The sequence below is a fragment of the Sphingobacterium zeae genome (assembly GCF_030818895.1).
GTDB lineage: Bacteria > Bacteroidota > Bacteroidia > Sphingobacteriales > Sphingobacteriaceae > Sphingobacterium > Sphingobacterium zeae.
The window spans coordinates 3908829-3928369 of record NZ_JAUTBA010000001.1; the positions used below are offsets into that span (position 1 = coordinate 3908829).

Sequence of the window (19541 nt, forward strand, 5' to 3'; positions counted from 1 at the left end):
CTTTATGTTATGCGGAAGAATTACTTCTTCAAGTTTTCGATCAGTAGACCGGCCAATTCTTCGCCGATTCTTTCTTGGGCTTCATTGGTTGCCGCTCCAATATGTGGCGTCAACGAAATTTTTGGATGTTTTAAGATCTCTTCGCGTGGAGTAGGTTCATTATCGAATACATCTAAACCGGCGAATGCAACTTTACCCGAATCCAATGCTTTCACTAATTCCAATTCATCAATAACACCACCTCTCGAGGCATTAACCAAGCCAACACCATCTTTCAATAATGGGAACTCTGCAGCTCCGATCGCTGGTCTATCCAAAAATGGAACGTGTAGAGAGATAAAATCAGAAACTTTCAATAGCTCGTCCATGTCCACTTGTTGAATAGGTACCTCAACTTGGATACCACCTGAAAGTGTTATGGTCAATGTTTTTGGTCCTTCGAACAAATCCGTGTAAACCACATCCATCCCCAGACCAATGGCGATTTTTGCAACTTCGCGACCGATACGACCAAATCCAACGATGCCGATCGTCTTACCACGAAGCTCCGTACCGGCACCATATGCTTTTTTAAGGGCGCCAAATTTTGTGTTGCCCTCAACTGGCATCTTTCTGTTGGCATCGTATAAGAATCGTACACCATTCAATAGATGTGCAAAAACCAACTCAGCAACTGATAAAGAAGATGCTGCAGGAGTATTGACAACAGCAATCCCTTTTGAGCGGGCATAGTCTACGTCAATATTATCCATGCCGACTCCACCACGGCCGATCACTTTCAAATTAGGGCAGCCATCAATCAGGGTTTGGCGAACTTTTGTTGCGCTACGCACCGTAATTGCATCATAGGCAGGTAGCTTTGCTGCAAGCTCCTCCTGTGGGATATGATTTGTATCTACCGTATGACCAGCATCCTCCAACATTTTTTTTCCTAGTGGATCGATACCGTCATTTGCTAATATTTTCATCTTTATAAATCGTTTTTAAAAGTATCAGTAACATTCAACTTATCCGAAGATCCTATCACCTGAAAAGATCTAACCTCGTTAATTCTTCATCTAAAGTCATGGTTTGCTTGCCACTATTTAAATTTCAGCAACATGTATACGGCTTTAGGCAGTATGGGTGTCTTCAAATTCTTTCATCGCATCAATCAGTGCATTCACACTACTTAACGGTAGCGCATTGTAAATGGAAGCTCTAAATCCACCGACCGAACGGTGACCTTTGATGCCGATCAAATTGCGTTCTTTTGCCAAAGCCAAAAATTCAGCTTCCAGCTCTGGTGTATCCATTACAAACGTTACATTCATACGAGAGCGGTCTTCTACAGCAGCAGTGCCTTTAAAGAATGGGTTACGATCTATTTCATCGTATAAAGCACGTGCTTTTATGATATTTTCTTGTTCCAATACGGGCACACCACCTTTTGCTTTTAACCAGCGTAGGTTCAACATCGAAACAAAGATGGAGTATACAGGCGGTGTATTATACATTGAACCACCAGCTATCTGCAATTGATAATCCAACATCGATGGAAGAACACGTCCTGACTTACCTAGCCTATCATCTTTGACAATGACAAGTGTAACACCAGCAGGCCCCATATTTTTTTGCGCTCCTGCATAGATCAAATCGTAATCTGCTACGTTGATTTCCCGTGAGAAAATATCTGAAGACATATCCACCACCACTGGTAGCGTCGTGGCAGGCTTTTCAAAGACTTCCGTGCCATAAATAGTATTATTAGCGGTGTAGTGGAAATATGCTGCATCCGAAGGAATAACATATCCTTTAGGAATGTAGGAATAATTTTTATCGATAGAAGAAGCGACAACATCTACTGTACCAAATTTTTTGGCTTCTTTTAATGCTTTTGTCGCCCACACACCAGTATCCAAATATGCGGCTTTACCTCCTTCAGGTAAAAGATTCAAAGGTGCCATCGCAAATTGTAAGCTGGCCCCGCCCTGAAGGAAAAGAATCGAATATCCTTGCGGCACTGCCAATAAATCTCTTACTAATTGTGTGGCTTCATCTATCACTGCTTCAAACTCTTTGGAACGGTGAGAGATCTCTAAAATTGATAAACCGGTGTTGTTAAAATCAATTACAGCTTCTGAGGCTTGTTGAAATACTTCCTTTGGCAGAATACATGGACCTGCTCCAAAATTATGTTTCATTGATGTTATAGTTTGTTTGATTGCTTTTGTTTAACCCTAGCTAAGCAATCTATTGTTTTAAAAACCAAAGTTAAAATAAAATTATATATTTTTCAACTAATCTGTTTTTTTATTGAAAATTTAAAAAATTACAAATGATTTCAATAAAAAGATCGCACAAAAAATACCAAATCTAATGCGAAAAACATCAGATAAGCAGTACACGCCAGGCCATATCTAACTGATTCTCTTGTAAATAATCCTTCGCTTTTAACTGCAGATGGGTATTACGGGCGGATTGATCGCCAATAAAGGCATTTAACAATTCGTAAATTTCGGGAAGGCTCGTGATCTCATCGACTTCCTGCGGCGTAGGTAAACGTTCGATCTGAGCTAACTTAATTTTATCATTTTCAGTAAAAATATTCGATTCCCTTACAAAAACCGGAAGTTGATTATAATCCATAAAAAAGCAGAAATTTTATACTAATTTCTGCTTAATATCTCAAAAAATAAAATGCTTATATTTTTTCAATCATCCGATCCGCAAATTCACTTGTTTTGACTAATGTCGCATCATCCATTAAATTATAAAAATCGATCGTCACCGTCTTGGCCATTATTGTCTCGCTCAACGCCTTGACAATTGCATCCGCAGCCTCTTTCCAGCCCAGGTATTGCAATAACATGACACCGCTCAAAATTACAGATGAGGGGTTCATGGTATCGGTATTGGCAAATCTTGGCGCAGTACCATGGGTCGCTTCAAAAACGGCATGCCCAGTTTTAAAATTGATATTCGCCCCGGGAGCTATACCTATCCCCCCTACCATTGCCGCCAATGCATCTGAAATATAATCACCATTCAGATTTAATGTAGCGACCACCGAAAAATCACGTGGATTAAGCAGAATTTGCTGTAAAAAATTATCAGCGATGATATCTTTAATTAAAATTTTTCCCGATTTCAGCGCATCTTTCTGCTCGAGATTGGCAGCCTCCTCACCCTTATCAGCTTTTGTGCGCTCCCACTGCCCCCAGGTATACGTATGGTCGGCAAATTCATTTTCAGCAACCTCATAGCCCCATAACTTAAACGCCCCCTCGGTAAATTTCATGATATTCCCTTTGTGAACGATCGTCACGGAAGGTAAACCGTGATGAAGAGCATGCGCTATCGCTGCGCGAACCAATCGCTTAGACCCTTCCTCAGACACTAATTTAACACCGACTCCTGTAGTCGCCGAAAAACCATAGTCGATACCAAGCTCATCGTGCAAAAAATCTTGAAGTTTATTGGCGTCGGCTGTACCCGCCTGAAATTCGATCCCCGCATAAATATCCTCTGTATTTTCCCGAAAGATAACCATATCCACATATTCTGGATGTTTAACAGGCGAGGGAACTCCTTTAAACCATTTAGTAGGGCGCTGGCAGACGTAGAGATCCAAATCCTTGCGCAATGCAACATTTAACGAACGAATACCTCCTCCTACAGGTGTTGTTAGCGGCCCTTTGATGCCGACCAGATATTCTTTCAATATATTCAACGTTTCTTTTGGCAGCCATTCACCCGTTTCTTTGAAGGCCTTCTCTCCTGCCAACACCTCTTTCCATGTTATTTTACGCTGTCCACCATACCCTTTCTCTACCGCCTTATCAAACACACGAACGGCCGCATGCCAAAGGTCCGGACCTATACCGTCACCGATAATAAAAGGAATTGTTGGGAAATCTGGCACCTGCAAGACACCTTCGCTTGACATTGTAATCTTATTTGACATAACCTTCAATTTTAACGGACAAATTACTATCCCTTATTAAACATATTTCCGATTTCTTTGCTAATCTTTCTAAAGATTGGAGCAGCTTCTACATCTTCATACACATCGATGTGCGCATTTTCAATCCTACTAGGGAACACCAAAACAAGATTTTCGTTTGCATAAATCCGATCTAATTTCTTTGCTAGGCCATCCAATGAATCGCGATAAGAAACCTCACCATTCCTGGCAGAAACGAAAATGAACATCGCCCCTTCTTCCTTAAACGCTTTAAGTCCCTGCAAATTGTCCCAGGCATTGTAATGCTTAAAAGTAACGGGAACAGAATTTTTCAACTCAACAAGATGTTCTTCAATCGCTGCAGCAGAGCGCTCATCGACAACAAACGTGATGGGAATGGATAATTCCTGAGCAAGCTTAACAACCTTTTCCAGCCAGTACTCAAAACCAAATTCGGCCTCGCACATGGGCGGAGCAAAAACGATAATGGACTTGTTGGAGATAAAGGGCTTTTTAAAATGGCATAACATTACATTCGCTGACGTTCGATTTAAAATACTTTCCGTTTTCTCCCCGACAAACTTATCCATAAAATTGGCTGCACTCGGCCAGCCCAAAACAATACAATTGGCAGAAACTTCTTTTGCAGACCTCGCTACTCCGCTGGCAATATTCAGGTCTATTGTTGCACTGATACTCACACTTGTCTCGCTGCCAGAAGCATAACGCACCATGTTATCCAGATTTTTTCGCGCCTTAGACATGTTCAACTGAGCTTGTTCGTTGTCTTTCACAACAGAGACAATACTGACAGGATACGAACACTTCTTACTCTTTATGTAGGTTGAAAAATCAAGAATAGGTTCCATATTATCCATATTAGCGATTGATATGAGAATGTTTTCGTCTTTTTCCTTCACTACATCCGTATGTTCTTCATCCTGTTCTCCGTCCATCACCACTTTACGTGAAGCATTCCCCGTAACCACAGTTGCGACAATGCAAGTAACCAAAATCAACAAGATCGTTCCATTAAGTACGTTTTCATCGATAATTCCATTCTTATGGCCAACCATGATAACGGCCAATGTCGCCGCAGCATGCGCACTACTCAACCCAAATATTAGATTGCGCTGACCACGGCTATACTTGAAAACAATCTGTGTCAGCCAGGCCGCCACATATTTTCCGACGATTGCCACAACCGTGAGCGTCCCCGCAATTATAAGCGCTTGTGGACCTTTCAGAATCACACTCACATCGACAATCATCCCTACCGAAATCAAGAAAAAGGGAATAAAAATTGCATTCCCAATAAACTCAATCCGATTCATTAAAGCGGAGGAGTGAGGAATCAGTTTATTTAGGGCCAAACCTGCTACGAATGCTCCGATAATAGGCTCTAGACCGGCAATTTCAGCTAAAAAAGCAGCAAAAAATACCACGGAAAGGACAAAAATATAATTGGAAGTCTTTTCACTCCCTAGACGTTCAAAAAACCATTTTGCAATGCGTGGAATAACACCAAACATGATAAACAGGAAGATGGCGAAGGAAATTGCGAGTGTTATCCAAAACTCATTTCCAATGTTCCCCTGAGACACTCCCGTAATAACAGCAAGTATAATTAACACAGCCGTATCCGTCAGGATTGTTCCACCGATCGTAATGGCAACAGCTTCCATCTTCGAAATACCATAACTGTTTACAATGGGATACGAAACCAATGTGTGGGTAGCGAACATACTCGAAATCAATAAGCTTGGCAATACACCATATCCGAGTAAAAAGTGACAAACCGGGTAGCCAATGCTGATCGGAACAATGAATGTCAGGAATCCAAAAAGGAGACTTTTGTTCTTGGTCTTTTTAAATTCATTCATATCTAACTCGAGGCCGGCGATAAACATGATATAAAGAAGACCTATTGTTGAAAATAATGTAATAGCCGAATTTTTCTCCAGCCAATTTAGTCCATGTGGGCCAATAATCACACCCGATATAATCAATCCTATAATACCCGGAACTTTAATCGGGCGCAGCACAATAGGTGATAGAAGTATAATAAAAAGTACCAGAGAAAATATAAGTACAGGATTTTGTAAAGGCGCTTCGAAAGCGTGGGAAATATGCTCAAAAGTTTTATTCATAAGTGCTTGTATACTATCCGTAAAACATAACTACTTATTTTTCTATACAGCTCGAAAAATAGTTAACAGCACTAAAAATACGATTTTTTTTAGAATGCGATGTCTAAAAATAGTGCTACTTAAAAGAAATTGCCTTAATTGGATTAATCTTGGTAATTAACATAGACGGAATGAACAATGAAATCATCCCAATAACTACAACGGCCAAATTGACTAAAATCACATCAGACCACTGCAGCTTAACAGCGACATAGGAGATGTAATAGGTTTTCTCGTCCAATTTAAAAAAGTGGGTAAAGTCCTGTAAAAAATAGAAGCCCAAACCGATCAGGTTACCAATTAATAATCCAAGACCGATCAGGTACAGCGCACTATACATGAAGACCCGACGAATTCCAGCATTGTGATACCCGAGTGCCTTTAAAATACCGATCATTGATGTGCGCTCGAGAATGGTGATCAACAGTGCTGAAATCATATTAATGATAGCGACGACAGTCATCAATATAAAAATGATCTTGGTATTCATATCTAACAATTCCAGCCACTGAAAGATATCCGGCACCTGATCCTTAATATTGATGGCCTGCATGTCAATAGGCAACAGATCTTCCACCTTACTGGTTGTCTGTGCAAGCTGGCTGAAATCTTTAATTCTAATCTCATAACCGCCCACTTCATGATCGTCGAGGTTACTTAGTTTGCGGATCACATGGAGCGATCCGATCACATAAACCTTATCTAACTCTTCAGATCCCGTATTAAAAATTCCTTTTATGACAAATTTACGTTTACGGATGGGGTCTTGAACGAAATACATAATAAAGTCATCACCAACTTTCAACAATAATCGATCTGCAAGATACTTGGATACCAAAATCTGATTATCGGCATCGTCTGATTTAAAGTCTATCATATTCCCTTCAATCAACATACGCTGAAAGGGCTTTTTATTATACAATGAATCGATACCTTTGAGCACTACGCCTTCAACCTCATTGTTTACATTAATAATTCCTGCCTTAGTAGCAAAAGAACTGATCGAAGTCACTTCGGGAATAGCCAGTATTGACTTTTGAAGCTTTGGCGTAAGCGAAATGGCCGCATTCTCGTATGACTTATTGAGGTCGTAACGTAGCACCAATACATCTGCAAAAAAACTTCTTTGCTTACTTATAATTTCGTCTTTGAATCCACGCAATACTGCAATAGAAATAATTATCGCTGCAATTGCAAGAGCAATAGCACCAATAGTTACCCGAACGATCAATTTTGAAAACGTTCTTTTTCCAGAAAATGCAATTCGATTTGCTAAAAAATAAGGAAAATTCAAGCTTTAAATATATTTATGTAACTTCGCAAAGTTATAAAAATTTGTTAGTCTCAAAACTGAAATGACAAATAATTAGGTCTTTTGTAGCAGGTCATTCCAGGACCCGTTACGACACTTGCTTATAGAGTTTTAAAAAAAATATGATGCGTATTATTTTCATGGGTACTCCCGATTTTGCTGTCGCTTCACTGAAGGCACTTATTGAATCTGGCGAACAGGTCGTAGCTGTAGTAACCGTTCCGGACAAACCTGCTGGGCGTGGACAAAAGATACACGAGTCGGCCGTAAAAATATTTGCTCAGCAACATCACATTCCTGTTCTCCAGCCGGTCAAGTTGCGTGACGAATCTTTTTTAAACGAACTGAGGAGTTACCAAGCTGACCTGCAGGTTGTAGTTGCTTTTCGCATGCTTCCTGAGGTTGTGTGGAATATGCCTAAGTTTGGAACAATCAATGTACATGCCTCTCTTCTACCCCAATATAGAGGGGCAGCGCCTATCAATCATGCGATTATAAATGGAGAGAAAGAGTCCGGAGTAACCACCTTCTTACTACAACACGAAATCGACACCGGCAATATTTTACTGTCAAAAAAAGTAACGATCAAAGACACCGATAATGCGGGCGATCTTCATGACAAACTCATGGCTGCTGGGGCAGAAACGCTTCTCCAAACGATCCAACAATTACAAGCAGGAAATTTACAGCCTAAGCCACAAGAAGTCATTGTAACGCACGAGCCTTTAAAACATGCGCCAAAAATTTTTAAAGAAGACTGTAAAATAAATTGGGATCAACCAACAGAAACGGTTTACAACTTCATTCGTGGCTTAAGCCCCTACCCTGCTGCATTCACACTGTTAAATGAAAGGGTATTAAAAATCTATGATGCGAAAAAAGAAACTGTCCATACCCCAACAGTACCGGGCACACTGACCACCGATAAAAAAACTTTTTTAAAAATTGCGACTCAAGATGGCTACCTACTTATCGCTGACCTTCAGCTCGAAGGCAAAAAAAGAATGCATGTCGTGGATTTTCTAAAAGGCTATAGATTTTAGCCTTTCTAGTCACCACCATCATCGTATTGCAATAGATCGCCAGGCTGGCAGTCCAATGCTTTGCATATCGCTTCAAGGGTGTCTAGTCGCAATGCCTTTGCTTTTTGGTTCTTAATGATTGAAAGATTAGACAGTGTAATTCCAACTTTTTCACTCAATTGATTGAGTGACATCTTTTTCTCTTTCATTATTCTATCCAAGTGAATTAAGATTGGCATAATATAATTTTTATTCTTTAAATTTTATTAATGTCATTGGTAAAACAAAATCACACAGAGTTTTGTTTTATCATAAAATTATCATTTTAAAATAAATTTCGAAAAATTAGAATTGCAACATCAATCAACTATCGCACCGTTAAATTGTCAATAATAAGAAAAAAATTAAACCCTTTAGCACTTTAGCAGTCAAATAGTTGAATACAATTATTGGTAAATATAAGAAAAAAAACTTTAAAATGGAATAGTTTTTGATAGCTTAAAATTCCATTTGAGAGGAACCTAACTCGTTAAATATGAGTGGTTAGTTAATCAGTATTCCATTAATAATTCAAAAATTTTTCGTATTTTCGCAAACATTTCTTAGAGAGGAGAATTAATAAAAATTAATGAGACAGCTCAAAATTACACAATCTATTACCAATCGTGAGTCACAGTCTTTGGACAAGTACTTACATGAAATTGGTAAAGTAGACTTAATTACAGCAGAAGAAGAAGTTGAATTAGCACAGCGCATCCGTGAAGGTGATCAAGTTGCCTTGGAAAAATTGACTAAAACCAACCTTCGTTTCGTCGTATCAGTAGCAAAACAATATCAAAATCAAGGTTTAACCTTAGGTGATTTAATCAACGAAGGTAACTTGGGCTTAATTAAAGCAGCGAAACGTTTTGACGAAACAAAGGGGTTTAAATTTATTTCTTATGCGGTTTGGTGGATTCGCCAATCTATTCTTCAAGCAATTGCTGAACAATCACGTATCGTACGTCTGCCATTGAATCAAGTTGGTTCATTGAGCAAAATCAGTAAGGCTTTCTCAAAACTAGAACAAGAATACGAACGAGAGCCGTCTCCAGAAGAACTAGCAGATATACTTGAAACTACAGTAGACAAAGTTTCGGATACCTTAAGTAACTCTGGGCGTCATGTATCTATGGATGCTCCTTTTGTTCAGGGTGAAGAAAACACACTTTTGGACGTACTGGAAAACCATGATCCGGATACGGACAGTTCGTTGATCGATGAATCACTATCTGAAGAAATCAAACGATCGTTGGCGACATTAACAGAAAGAGAACGTGAAATTATCGTACTTTTCTTTGGCTTAGGTTCCAATCACCAACTATCTCTTGAGGAAATCGGAGAGAAATTCAGTTTAACACGTGAGCGCGTTCGTCAGATCAAAGACAAAGCTCTCCAACGTTTGAGACACACTTCAAGAAGCAAAATCTTAAAATCCTACTTGGGTTAATAAGAGATATTTATTAAAAATTTTGGCAATCCCAATCAGAAATGATTGGGATTTTTTATGTACCTCCTATTTTGAATCCGGCATCAAAATAAATTCGAAAAGTCGATCCTTTTTCAAATATTTTCCTGCAACTTCCTGTACGGACGTTGGCGTCACCTTTTTCAAATTATCCAACCTGCGCGAATAGCGCATAAGATCAAGATCATTTTGGTAAGAGCTGGATATGTAGTTCAACCAATAGCTATTTTCACGAAGATTTAACTCATTTTGTCGCAGTTGCTCTGCCAGAAATTTCTCCAGATCACCTTTGTCGGGCCCTTGTTCCTGAATCTTTTTCACCTCATCCAATGCCGAAGCGATTAAGGCATCTGTCTTATCAACTGCCGAACCAAATCCAATAGAAAATGCATAGCGGGGTTTCGGTAGCTTACTGAAACTTGCCTGAGCCCCAACACCATAAACACCACCTTCTTTTTCACGAAGTCGTTCAAGTAATTTGATCGTCAACACACTTTCTAGAGCTTCCATATTGACATTTTCAGTTTCTCCAAAACTATAGTCTCCATAATACGCCAGTTGTGTGCTCGCCTTTTCTTCTTTGCCTTTATGAACAACTACGCGTTCGCCTTTGCTCGGCTCCACAATATTCAGATCTTTGTAACTCTCGTTCCTTTTTTGAATCGGTAGAGAAGCGAGATAAGTTTCTAAATAAGGCTTAATTTGATTTTCGTCAAACGAACCTACGATGGTAAACACAAAATCAGAGGCATCGGCAAAGCGTTCTTTATAAATCGCCAAAGCACGCTCCCTATCGATTTTGCTGATCATTTCGACCGTTGGATTTTGACGGCGAACATTATTACCGTACAATACTTCTTTCACTTTGTCGGAAAACACATTATTGGGGTTGCTTAATCTATTTTCCAAAGATCCTTTTGCTCTGGTCATTGTACTCTGGAAAATATCCTGATCTAAACGAGGTTCTGTAAAATAAGCATAAATCAATTCAAAAGCGCTCTTTAAACCTTCTTTATCTGTACGGCCTGAAATACCCTCATAACGTTCGGAGATGTATGGAGAGATGGAAACATCCTTTCCTGAAAGGTACTTTGTGAGCTCAATGTTGCTCATTTGTCCTACACCACTGGCATCAATTAAAGAAGATGCGTTGGCCGCCGAAAAGTAATCCGCGTCGCTATAGCGTGAGGTTCCGCCCGGGCTATACGCCATGATCTGGATCTCATCGTTTTTAAAGTCTGTAGGCTTAAGGATCACTTTTACGCCATTACTTAATGTCAATTCTTTTGCTTGAACGGCATCAATACTTTTAGACGATACCACCTCACCTTTCACGGGTTCTTTTGAGAGCAACGGAAGATCAGAAACTTTATCATCATAAGCTGCAACCTGGCTCTCTTCAACTGCTTTTACCCAGCTCATTACCGCAGCTTCAGTAGGTAAGGTTGCTTTATCTTTTTCGGGTGCCATCACCAATACATCGCGATTCAGATCGGTATAATATTTTTTTACCAAGCCGTTGACCTCAGCCAATTTTAAAGTCGGTAGCAGCTGCTTAGTGAGGCGGTAGGCATCTTCATTGCTTAAAGCAGGTTCGCCATCGATAAAATAATTGAGATAACGATTGACATAGCTATCTGATTTCTTTTTATCGCGTTCGATAAAAGACATCTCATTACCTTTTTTCATATCTGCAATGGCACGGTTCAGCTCCGTTTGCGTAAAACCATACTTTTGGATGCGCTCAAATTCGGTTAGCATAGCTTTAAATCCCGACTCAAGCTCCCCGGGCTTAGGCACAACCAACAATGAAAAGGTATTAAGGTTAGCCAAAAAATCGCTAATACTTCCACCGGCTTGCATAAAAGGAGGATTCGGCTGTTGCATCAATTCAGAAAAACGACCAGCGATCATCTTGTTGAAAACACTTTTCAAAAGTTCGTTTCGGTAATCTCCCACAGTTTCAACTTTATCCTTTTCGCTTTTGATGAGAATCTGAGCCACCGTATACGGTAACTCTGGATCTGAAATTGCTAAAAACTGGTTTTTGTTTAACAGGTCTACCCGGTATTTTTTACGTTCCAATGCTTTTTTGGGCATTTTCATATCGGCAAACAACACCTTCACCCGTTCTTCCATTTCTTTGGGATCAATGTCTCCGACAATAATTAAGGCTTGTAAATCGGGACGATACCAGTCTTGGTGAAACTTGCGTATTTCCGAATAAGGAAATGTTTTAAGTATCTCCTCGGTACCTATTGGTAAGCGTTTGGAGTAAAGTGAACCATTCAACAACATTGGAAAATATTGATCCTGGAGCCGTTGTTGCACTCCTCTCCCTCCGCGCTTCTCTTCTAAGATAACTCCGCGCTCTTTATCGATCTCCTCGCCATCCAATAGCGCATCTTGGGCCCAGTCACGCATGACTTGCAAACCATTTCTCAAAAGTTCAGGGTCATCAGAAGGAATTGGTAATTGGTAAACGGTCTGGTCGAAGCTGGTGTAGGCATTCAGATCCGACCCAAAGCGAACCCCGGCCTTTTGCAGATAATTAACTAATTCATTTTTCGGAAAATGCTTGAGACCATTGAAATTCATGTGCTCCAAAAAATGCGCTAATCCCAGCTGCTTTTCATTTTCCAGAATAGAGCCTGCTTTCATGCCCAAATACATCGTAACACGGCCTTTTGGCTCACCATTTTTACGAATAAAGTATGTAAATCCATTTTTGAGTTTACCTGTAACCACTTCATTGTCGAAGGGTAATTTCTGATTCAAAGTTAAACTATCTTGCGATAGAATCGCTCGCGCTTCCGCAGTTAACGTGGTTGGCATTGTTGCTTCCGCTACATAAAAGGTAGCTGGTAATAGAAAAGCTAATGCTAATGGTTTAATGAATTTCATAGAAAAAATTTCTTTTTTTTCAGTTATTTTTATCAATTGTTTGCTATTAGGGTAAAACGGAACTGGAGATCAATGTTCCGATAAATCATAAAATATAGATTACTACGATTATTCTCCAACACCTTATTGAACAGTATGCCGCTGCCGCTTTTACTGGATGTGGTTCACGCTGTAGAAACCGTTTTAAAAATACTGAATATCTTTCAAAAAGAACGACAGTTAATTGTAATTTTGCTGCAAATGGATTTTAGAAACTGGAACGTCATCAAAAAACAATTCGAACAATTCTTAAAGTTTGAAAGAGGCTTAAGTGCAAATTCTATTGATGCTTACTTAAATGATGTATCCAAATTTCAGATTTATTGCGAAGACAATCAATTGGTTTTAAACACCATAGCGAGAAAAAATATTCAGGAATTTTTGGTTTGGCTGCAGCAATTCAATGTTTCACCTTTCACGCAGTCGAGATTGATATCTGGACTCAAAACCTTTTTTAGCTTTTTGATGATTGAGCATGAATTCAGCAACAATCCGACAGACCTCATTCAGGCACCGCGATTGGCACGCAAGCTGCCCAGCGTTTTAAGTATACAGGAGGTCGATCAATTGATTTCTGCAATCGATCTCTCTTCATCTGAGGGCCAACGAAATAAAACAATCATCGAAATCTTATACGGATGTGGCCTTCGTGTTTCTGAACTTATCACACTCAAACTATCCAATCTATTTTTAGATGTAGAATTTATCAAAGTCGAAGGGAAGGGAAGCAAAGAGCGTCTCATACCAATTGGTCAACATGCCATTAAACACCTTCGCATCTACCTGGAAACCATCAGGCCTCACATCAAGATTAAACCGGGAAATGAAGATATCTTATTCCTCAACAGACGAGGAGCTGCATTATCCCGGGTCATGATCTTTTTGATCATCAAGGAACTTGCCCTAAAAACAGGGTTACAGAAAAATATTAGCCCACATACCTTCCGCCATAGTTTTGCCTCTCATTTAGTGGAGGGCGGGGCCGATCTGCGGGCTGTACAGGACATGCTCGGGCACGAAAGTATTACCACTACCGAAATATATACGCATATAGACAGGGATTACCTGCATTCCGTAATCACGCAATACCACCCACGGTCATAACCAACCTGCTGTCAACTGTCACCTTTTTCCGATCCGAAGTATGCATAAACAAATCATTAGCACCGACTTAAAAAAATGAGGAACTGCTGAAATCAAGAAGCAAAAAAACGGCGCTAATTATCGCTAAAAATTGCCTGCTAAAAGTTTCAATTTTATCGTAAAGATATTTGTTAGATCTAGAAAATAGTATATCTTTGCGGGACGTTCCCGTAGTTCAATGGATAGAATTTCAGATTCCGGTTCTGACGATGTGGGTTCGACCCCCGCCGGGAACACAAAAGGAGACATTTCAAAGAAATTGCCTCCTTTTTTTATATACCTAATCCAGCGCCATGTTGACTTCGCCATTTTAATATTCCTCAGGATTCCTTAACGGCAAAAATTCCGCCATGCGTGCGAATCAGTTGGCTATGTCATGGCAAAAAATAGCTAAGATACCAATTAGAAAGAAGATATCCTAACACTAATTTACCCCTAAGCACAGCCTTAGAACAATTGTTAACCAGTAGTGATTCAGTGCTTGTTCACTCGTCACTGAATCACCACTGAGTAAGCACTGAACGAGCACTGAGCAAGCACTGCAAAAAGGGTCAAGTTGGTTACCAATTGGTTTTCTTTTGGCACATCAAAAATTAGCAGCGGAAAATCTGTAGATAACCCAGCATTTGTAACAAAAAATTCTTTAAAAAAGCTTTTCTTTATATACTTTTTTGCAACAACTTATGCTGTGAAGCAGTAAAAATATTTCGGAAGATGATATTGATCTCTTGGTCAACGGCCGCCCCCAAAATCCCTGCCTGAGGATAGAGTTTAACGGTATTCGTTAAAATGGAAGACACAAGATCACGGCTTTGCGTGGCTATTTGCGTATAAATTGTGGTATTATCGATTCCATTACCGAGGTTATCCCAAGAATGATGAGCCAAATTCAAGATAGCATCCTTTCGTATTATGTAATCCTGTTGAAGTTCATCGAGCATGCCGAAAGCAGCTTTACTAGCCGCCTGTTCCCATTTGGAGGCTTTACTTTTTAACACAAACAGTTTTTCAATCAAATCCAGAAATCGCTTATACATCCCGATAAAATTGGCCAGCAAGGTCAACTCAGCAAAAGGCATAAAGGGATATTGATAGCGTAGATCACTGCGTGTGCTTTTTGCCGCATTGATTTCGAAACACTGTTTACCATCAACCAGAACGTCCTGCAGCGAAAAAGAGTGCGAGGCAGTCACCTCTAATCCGAAGGTATCCCAATCATAATGAACCAGCGCATGTTCCCTATCGACAAAAAATGATTTTATAATTGGATCTCCCTTATCATCCAATACGGGTTTGCCCGCTTCCTGAATCGTTGCATTCAACGTAAAATGGGTTAAATGGGGAGCTCCAGTGGCGTATTTCCAAAATCCTGTGAGTCGATAATGTTCACCATCGCGCGTTGCTGTGCCAGATGCCTGACCGCTACCACCGAAACAAACGCGTTCCGCTTTAAAAATTTGATCACCTAAAACGGGGTCAATAAAACCCACAAAAAGATTTGCTCCCGAACATAATGTAACTGTCCAGGCCAGCCCGCCGTCCCAATACGCTAAATCAGCCAATACATTGAGACCTTCGGGCACCGTTAAACCTAATCCCCCCAATTCAACGGGAATCCAGATTTTGAACCATTTTCTGCGATAGATTAGCTCCAACTGTTCATCCGACAAGGATTTCTGCTGAATACCTTTTGCCTGACTGTCTTTCAGAATGGCAATATCCGCGCTATTGAGTTGCATATCTCTCTTCACGTATGATTTTCCTCCAATTTAAATATCCACTAAATGCCATCACAAATAAAAACAAAGTCAGTCCGGAATAAAGAAACAATCCTTTATGGATCAATAACGGAATAGCCATTAGATTGCTAATATTCAACAGTATCCAATTTTCTATTTTACGTTTTGCCAACAACCACATTCCTGCCCAAGCGGTACAAGAAACGGCAGAATCCCATAGTGGAACATCCGAGTCGGTTAAGTGCACCAATCCAAAATAGAACAACAGAAAACCAGCGGTGCAGATAAAGCTTACTATCCACCAATCTTTCTTTTCACAATGCGTTATCGGCGTAGCGGCATCACTGCTATATTTCCAATAGATCCAGCCATAAATGCTCATGACTAAATAATACAGGTGCAGCAATATTTCAGCATACAGTTTTGCGTGAAATAATACATATACGGATATCAGTATGCCTATAATTCCAAAAATATAATGGATTGATTTATTTTGCCGCGAAAACCAGACTTGCAGAATGCCGAAAGAAGCTCCTAGCCATTCTGCCAGTGTAGCTTGTTGCATCTGTTTTATAAAAGCTTCGATAATAGATTCGGGATTCATTCGAATTGTTTATTAGTGCGTATGAGCTTATAATAAACCTTCGGGGAAAAAAGCTGTTTTTATTGAAATTAAATCCCTACGCCAGCATTACCTGGATCAGGTATATAAAAGCGATTGTACAAAGAGGAACAATCGCTTTTATTGGGTATAATCTCAGCCCAGAACGGCCAAAGCCGTTCGAAGCACCCCTCAAGTATATTGGCGGTCGAACTGATTAATCGATATCGATTAATTTCAACGCCTTATGTGTGCGTATACGTGTTTCTTTACAAAGCTGTGCATCATCGTTCAATGATTTACCGTGTGATGGTATCATCTCACGTAACTTCTTGCGGTATTCATCTGATTTAGCACGCTCAGGGAAACATTTCTTCAGCAAACTAATCATAATAGCAACAGAGGTAGAAGCGCCAGGAGAAGCGCCCAATAACGCGGCAATAGAGCCATCTGAACTAGAAACGACCTCGGTTCCAAATTCCAAAATTCCACCTCTCTTCTCATCTTTCTTGATCACCTGAACCCGTTGTCCCGCCTTCTCGATAACCCAGTCCTCCAATTTTGCTGTGGGCATAAATTGTTTCAATGATTCCAGTTTATCTTTCGGAGATTTCATGACTTCTGTGATCAAATACTTGGTCAAGGGCAAATTATCAAGTCCGGCAGATAGCATCGGTCGGATATTCGACAACTTGATCGAAGCCGGTAGATCGAAATAAGACCCCTGTTTGAGGAATTTTGTTGAAAAGCCCGCATAAGGCCCAAATAACAAAGCTTGTTTGCCATCGATATAACGCGTATCTAAATGCGGCACAGACATCGGTGGAGCACCTACAGAGGCTTTGCCGTACACTTTGGCGTGGTGGGCATTAATAATCTCCTCATTCACGCAACGAAGCCATTGGCCTCCTACCGGAAAGCCACCATACCCTTTTGCTTCTGGTATTCCAGATTTTTCCAACAACAGCAAGGAGTGTCCACCAGCACCAATAAATACAAATTTCGCTTTGATTTCTCTCTTTACTCCTGTTTTTAAATCTTTAACCTCCACTTCCCAACGGCCATCATCTTCACGTTCGATGTCAATGACTTCATGGTTTAGCGAAATGGATATATTTTCTTTATTTGCAAGATTAGCGATCAAATCACGTGTCAATGAGCCAAAATTGACATCTGTACCAAGATCCATTTTCGTTGCAGCAATCTTTTCGTTTTTAGCACGCCCCTCCATCATCAATGGAATCCATGATTTCAGCAATTCAGCATCTTCGGTATACTCCATCCCCTTAAACAAGTTTTGGGTCGTTAACGTTTCCCATCTTGTTTTTAGAAATTTAGCATCTTTTTCACCAAAAACCGCACTCAGGTGTGGAATACTACGGATAAAATTTTCAGGCTGGGTAATGATGCCTTTATCAACAAGGTAGGACCAAAACTGCTTAGATACCTCAAATTGCTCAGCAATTTTCACTGCTTTATCAATCTTTACAGAACCATCTTTCTGTTCGGGCGTATAATTTAACTCGCATAAGGCAGAGTGACCCGTGCCAGCATTATTCCAAGCGTCTGAACTTTCAGCAGCCACAACATCCAAACGCTCAAGAATTTCAATATTAACGTCTGGGCTTAATTCATTGATTAGAGTACCCAAAGTAGCACTCATAATACCGGCGCCGATTAGAACAACGTCAACTTCTTTATTTGATTTTTTGCTCATGTTTTTGTGATTGATGCAAATTTAATATAGTTTTTGATAAACGTCCAAGTCTTTTGTCAAAAAACTGTACTTTTTAGAAGCACTTATTCAAAAATACCATGGATTTATTAAAATTATATAAAGTGAGTAAACGCTTACTGTTAAACACTAAATCCGTTCGCTAAAAAAATAGCAAGCAACGCTTTTGTAAACATCAGCTGAAGGCATAATGTTCTGCTAATTTAGACCGTTATTTATCGAAAGATTTTGTGTTATAATATAGTTTTAACATTTTTGCAAAATGTCTATAAGCGACAGGGATAAAAAATAAAAAAAAGAATCGCTGTGGCATAGCTAGATAGCGACCGAAGGAAAGCGCCCGTGTCGTATTGATCTCCATAATGTGTAGGAAGCGCAACGCGGGAGGAAGTCGGAACGATGGATCTATGTCGTATCGTAAATAATTAAAGATAAATAACTTATACAGATGAAAATACTCGAAGGAAAAATTGCTTTAATAACAGGAGCATCGAAAGGAATCGGAAGGAAAATTGCAGAAGTTTTTGCACAACATGGTGCTAACGTCGCTTTCACCTATCTGTCTTCTGTCGAAAAAGGACAGGCGTTAGAACAGGAGCTTCAGGCTTTCGGTACGAAAGTAATCGGCTATCGTTCTGATGCTTCAAAATTTGAAGAAGCGGAACAATTAATCAATTCCATTGTTACCGATTTCGGTGGACTGGATATTGTTGTAAACAATGCGGGTATCACAAAAGACGGCTTATTGATGCGTATGACTGAAGAAAATTGGGACGATGTCTTAAATGTCAACCTCAAGTCGGTGTTTAACGTCACCAAGGCAGCTTCAAAAATTATGATGAAAAACCGCAAAGGTTCATTTATTAATATGTCTTCGGTAGTGGGTGTTCAGGGAAATGCTGGTCAGGCGAATTACGCTGCCTCAAAAGCAGGTATTATCGGGTTCACAAAATCTGTGGCAAAAGAATTAGGTTCGCGTAATATCCGTGCTAACGTTGTTGCTCCAGGTTTTATACGGACGGAAATGACGGATGTATTGGATCCGAAAGTTGTTGCCGGATGGGAAGCAGGAATTCCGTTGAAACGCGCGGGACAGCCGGAAGATGTTGCTCATGCCTGTCTTTATTTAGCATCCGACTTATCGGCGTACGTAACCGGCCAGGTTCTTCCTGTTGACGGCGGTATGCTATAAACATAAACAAGCTCAGATGCTTTTTTATATTGGATCTGAGCTTGTTACACGATATGTATGGCATGCGCTTTCCTAGCAGCTTCAATACATACCTATCGTACACAATTGAGCACGCGCGCTGCAGCTCAGCCGCAAGAATTCTTGCCTGCACCTGCTTATCGGCTATGCTATCGTTCAACTTCACTACGCATCCGATAAAACTGAAACAATAA

Annotated in this window: 15 protein-coding genes and 1 tRNA gene; 5 read left to right on the top strand and 11 right to left on the bottom strand. The window is 40.0% G+C overall.

The window, feature by feature from the left end:
- Positions 1 to 20: 20 nt before the first annotated feature.
- From QE382_RS16465 to QE382_RS16490, 6 genes are all read right to left on the bottom strand, one after another.
- Complete coding sequence (locus tag QE382_RS16465) at positions 21 to 968, bottom strand: D-2-hydroxyacid dehydrogenase (protein ID WP_307186868.1); 948 nt, start codon at positions 966 to 968, stop codon at positions 21 to 23.
- 144 nt (positions 969 to 1112) lie between these two features.
- Positions 1113 to 2183, bottom strand: a complete 1071-nt coding sequence (gene serC, locus QE382_RS16470; protein ID WP_307186869.1) for a 3-phosphoserine/phosphohydroxythreonine transaminase — start codon at positions 2181 to 2183, stop codon at positions 1113 to 1115.
- Positions 2184 to 2370: 187 nt separating this feature from the next.
- Complete coding sequence (locus tag QE382_RS16475; RefSeq protein ID WP_307186870.1) at positions 2371 to 2628, bottom strand: hypothetical protein; 258 nt, start codon at positions 2626 to 2628, stop codon at positions 2371 to 2373.
- A 55-nt stretch (positions 2629 to 2683) separates the two neighbouring features.
- Complete coding sequence (gene icd / locus QE382_RS16480) at positions 2684 to 3946, bottom strand: NADP-dependent isocitrate dehydrogenase (protein WP_307186871.1); 1263 nt, start codon at positions 3944 to 3946, stop codon at positions 2684 to 2686.
- 26 nt (positions 3947 to 3972) lie between these two features.
- Entirely contained in the window at positions 3973 to 6096 is a 2124-nt protein-coding gene (locus tag QE382_RS16485; protein ID WP_307186872.1) for a cation:proton antiporter, read from the bottom strand.
- A gap of 115 nt (positions 6097 to 6211) precedes the next feature.
- Positions 6212 to 7429 (bottom strand): ABC transporter permease, encoded by a 1218-nt coding sequence (locus tag QE382_RS16490; protein ID WP_307186874.1) that lies wholly within the window; start codon positions 7427 to 7429, stop codon positions 6212 to 6214.
- Positions 7430 to 7569: 140 nt separating this feature from the next.
- On the opposite strand from QE382_RS16490, the gene fmt reads away from it, so the two are divergent.
- Complete coding sequence (fmt, locus tag QE382_RS16495) at positions 7570 to 8490, top strand: methionyl-tRNA formyltransferase (protein WP_503167755.1); 921 nt, start codon at positions 7570 to 7572, stop codon at positions 8488 to 8490.
- A 5-nt stretch (positions 8491 to 8495) separates the two neighbouring features.
- On the opposite strand, the gene QE382_RS16500 is transcribed toward fmt, so the two are convergent.
- Positions 8496 to 8708, bottom strand: a complete 213-nt coding sequence (locus tag QE382_RS16500; protein ID WP_307186875.1) for a helix-turn-helix domain-containing protein — start codon at positions 8706 to 8708, stop codon at positions 8496 to 8498.
- A gap of 389 nt (positions 8709 to 9097) precedes the next feature.
- On the opposite strand from QE382_RS16500, the gene QE382_RS16505 reads away from it, so the two are divergent.
- The gene (locus QE382_RS16505) at positions 9098 to 9958 is read left to right on the top strand and encodes a sigma-70 family RNA polymerase sigma factor (protein ID WP_209575686.1); all 861 of its coding nucleotides are present in this window, start codon (positions 9098 to 9100) and stop codon (positions 9956 to 9958) included.
- Between the two features lie 66 nt (positions 9959 to 10024).
- On the opposite strand, the gene QE382_RS16510 is transcribed toward QE382_RS16505, so the two are convergent.
- On the bottom strand, positions 10025 to 12880 hold the full coding sequence (locus QE382_RS16510) for a M16 family metallopeptidase (RefSeq protein WP_307186876.1): 2856 nt from the start codon (positions 12878 to 12880) through the stop codon (positions 10025 to 10027).
- A 240-nt stretch (positions 12881 to 13120) separates the two neighbouring features.
- Here QE382_RS16510 and xerD point away from each other — a divergent pair, with 240 nt between their 5' ends.
- Positions 13121 to 14023 carry a site-specific tyrosine recombinase XerD gene (gene xerD, locus QE382_RS16515; RefSeq protein ID WP_307188036.1) on the top strand — a complete coding sequence of 301 codons (903 nt, stop codon included), beginning with the start codon at positions 13121 to 13123 and terminating at the stop codon, positions 14021 to 14023.
- A 203-nt stretch (positions 14024 to 14226) separates the two neighbouring features.
- Positions 14227 to 14298: transfer RNA gene (locus QE382_RS16520), tRNA-Arg, on the top strand.
- Positions 14299 to 14721: 423 nt separating this feature from the next.
- Here the strand turns inward: QE382_RS16520 and QE382_RS16525 are convergent.
- The 3 genes from QE382_RS16525 to QE382_RS16535 all read right to left on the bottom strand — a co-directional run bounded on the left by QE382_RS16525 (position 14722) and on the right by QE382_RS16535 (position 18119).
- A complete protein-coding gene (locus QE382_RS16525) occupies positions 14722 to 15813 on the bottom strand; it encodes an acyl-CoA dehydrogenase family protein (protein WP_307186877.1) in 1092 nt (363 codons plus the stop codon).
- The gene (gene pnuC, locus QE382_RS16530) at positions 15788 to 16405 is read right to left on the bottom strand and encodes a nicotinamide riboside transporter PnuC (RefSeq protein WP_307186878.1); all 618 of its coding nucleotides are present in this window, start codon (positions 16403 to 16405) and stop codon (positions 15788 to 15790) included. Before pnuC ends, QE382_RS16525 begins: the two co-directional genes overlap by 26 nt.
- Positions 16406 to 16619: 214 nt before the next feature.
- On the bottom strand, positions 16620 to 18119 hold the full coding sequence (locus QE382_RS16535; RefSeq protein ID WP_293880981.1) for a malate:quinone oxidoreductase: 1500 nt from the start codon (positions 18117 to 18119) through the stop codon (positions 16620 to 16622).
- Positions 18120 to 18585: 466 nt separating this feature from the next.
- Between QE382_RS16535 and fabG the strand changes: the two genes are divergently transcribed.
- Positions 18586 to 19329: a 3-oxoacyl-[acyl-carrier-protein] reductase gene (gene fabG / locus QE382_RS16540; RefSeq protein ID WP_307186879.1), complete on the top strand. Its 744-nt coding sequence runs from the start codon at positions 18586 to 18588 to the stop codon at positions 19327 to 19329.
- The last annotated feature ends 212 nt before the right edge of the window (positions 19330 to 19541 follow it).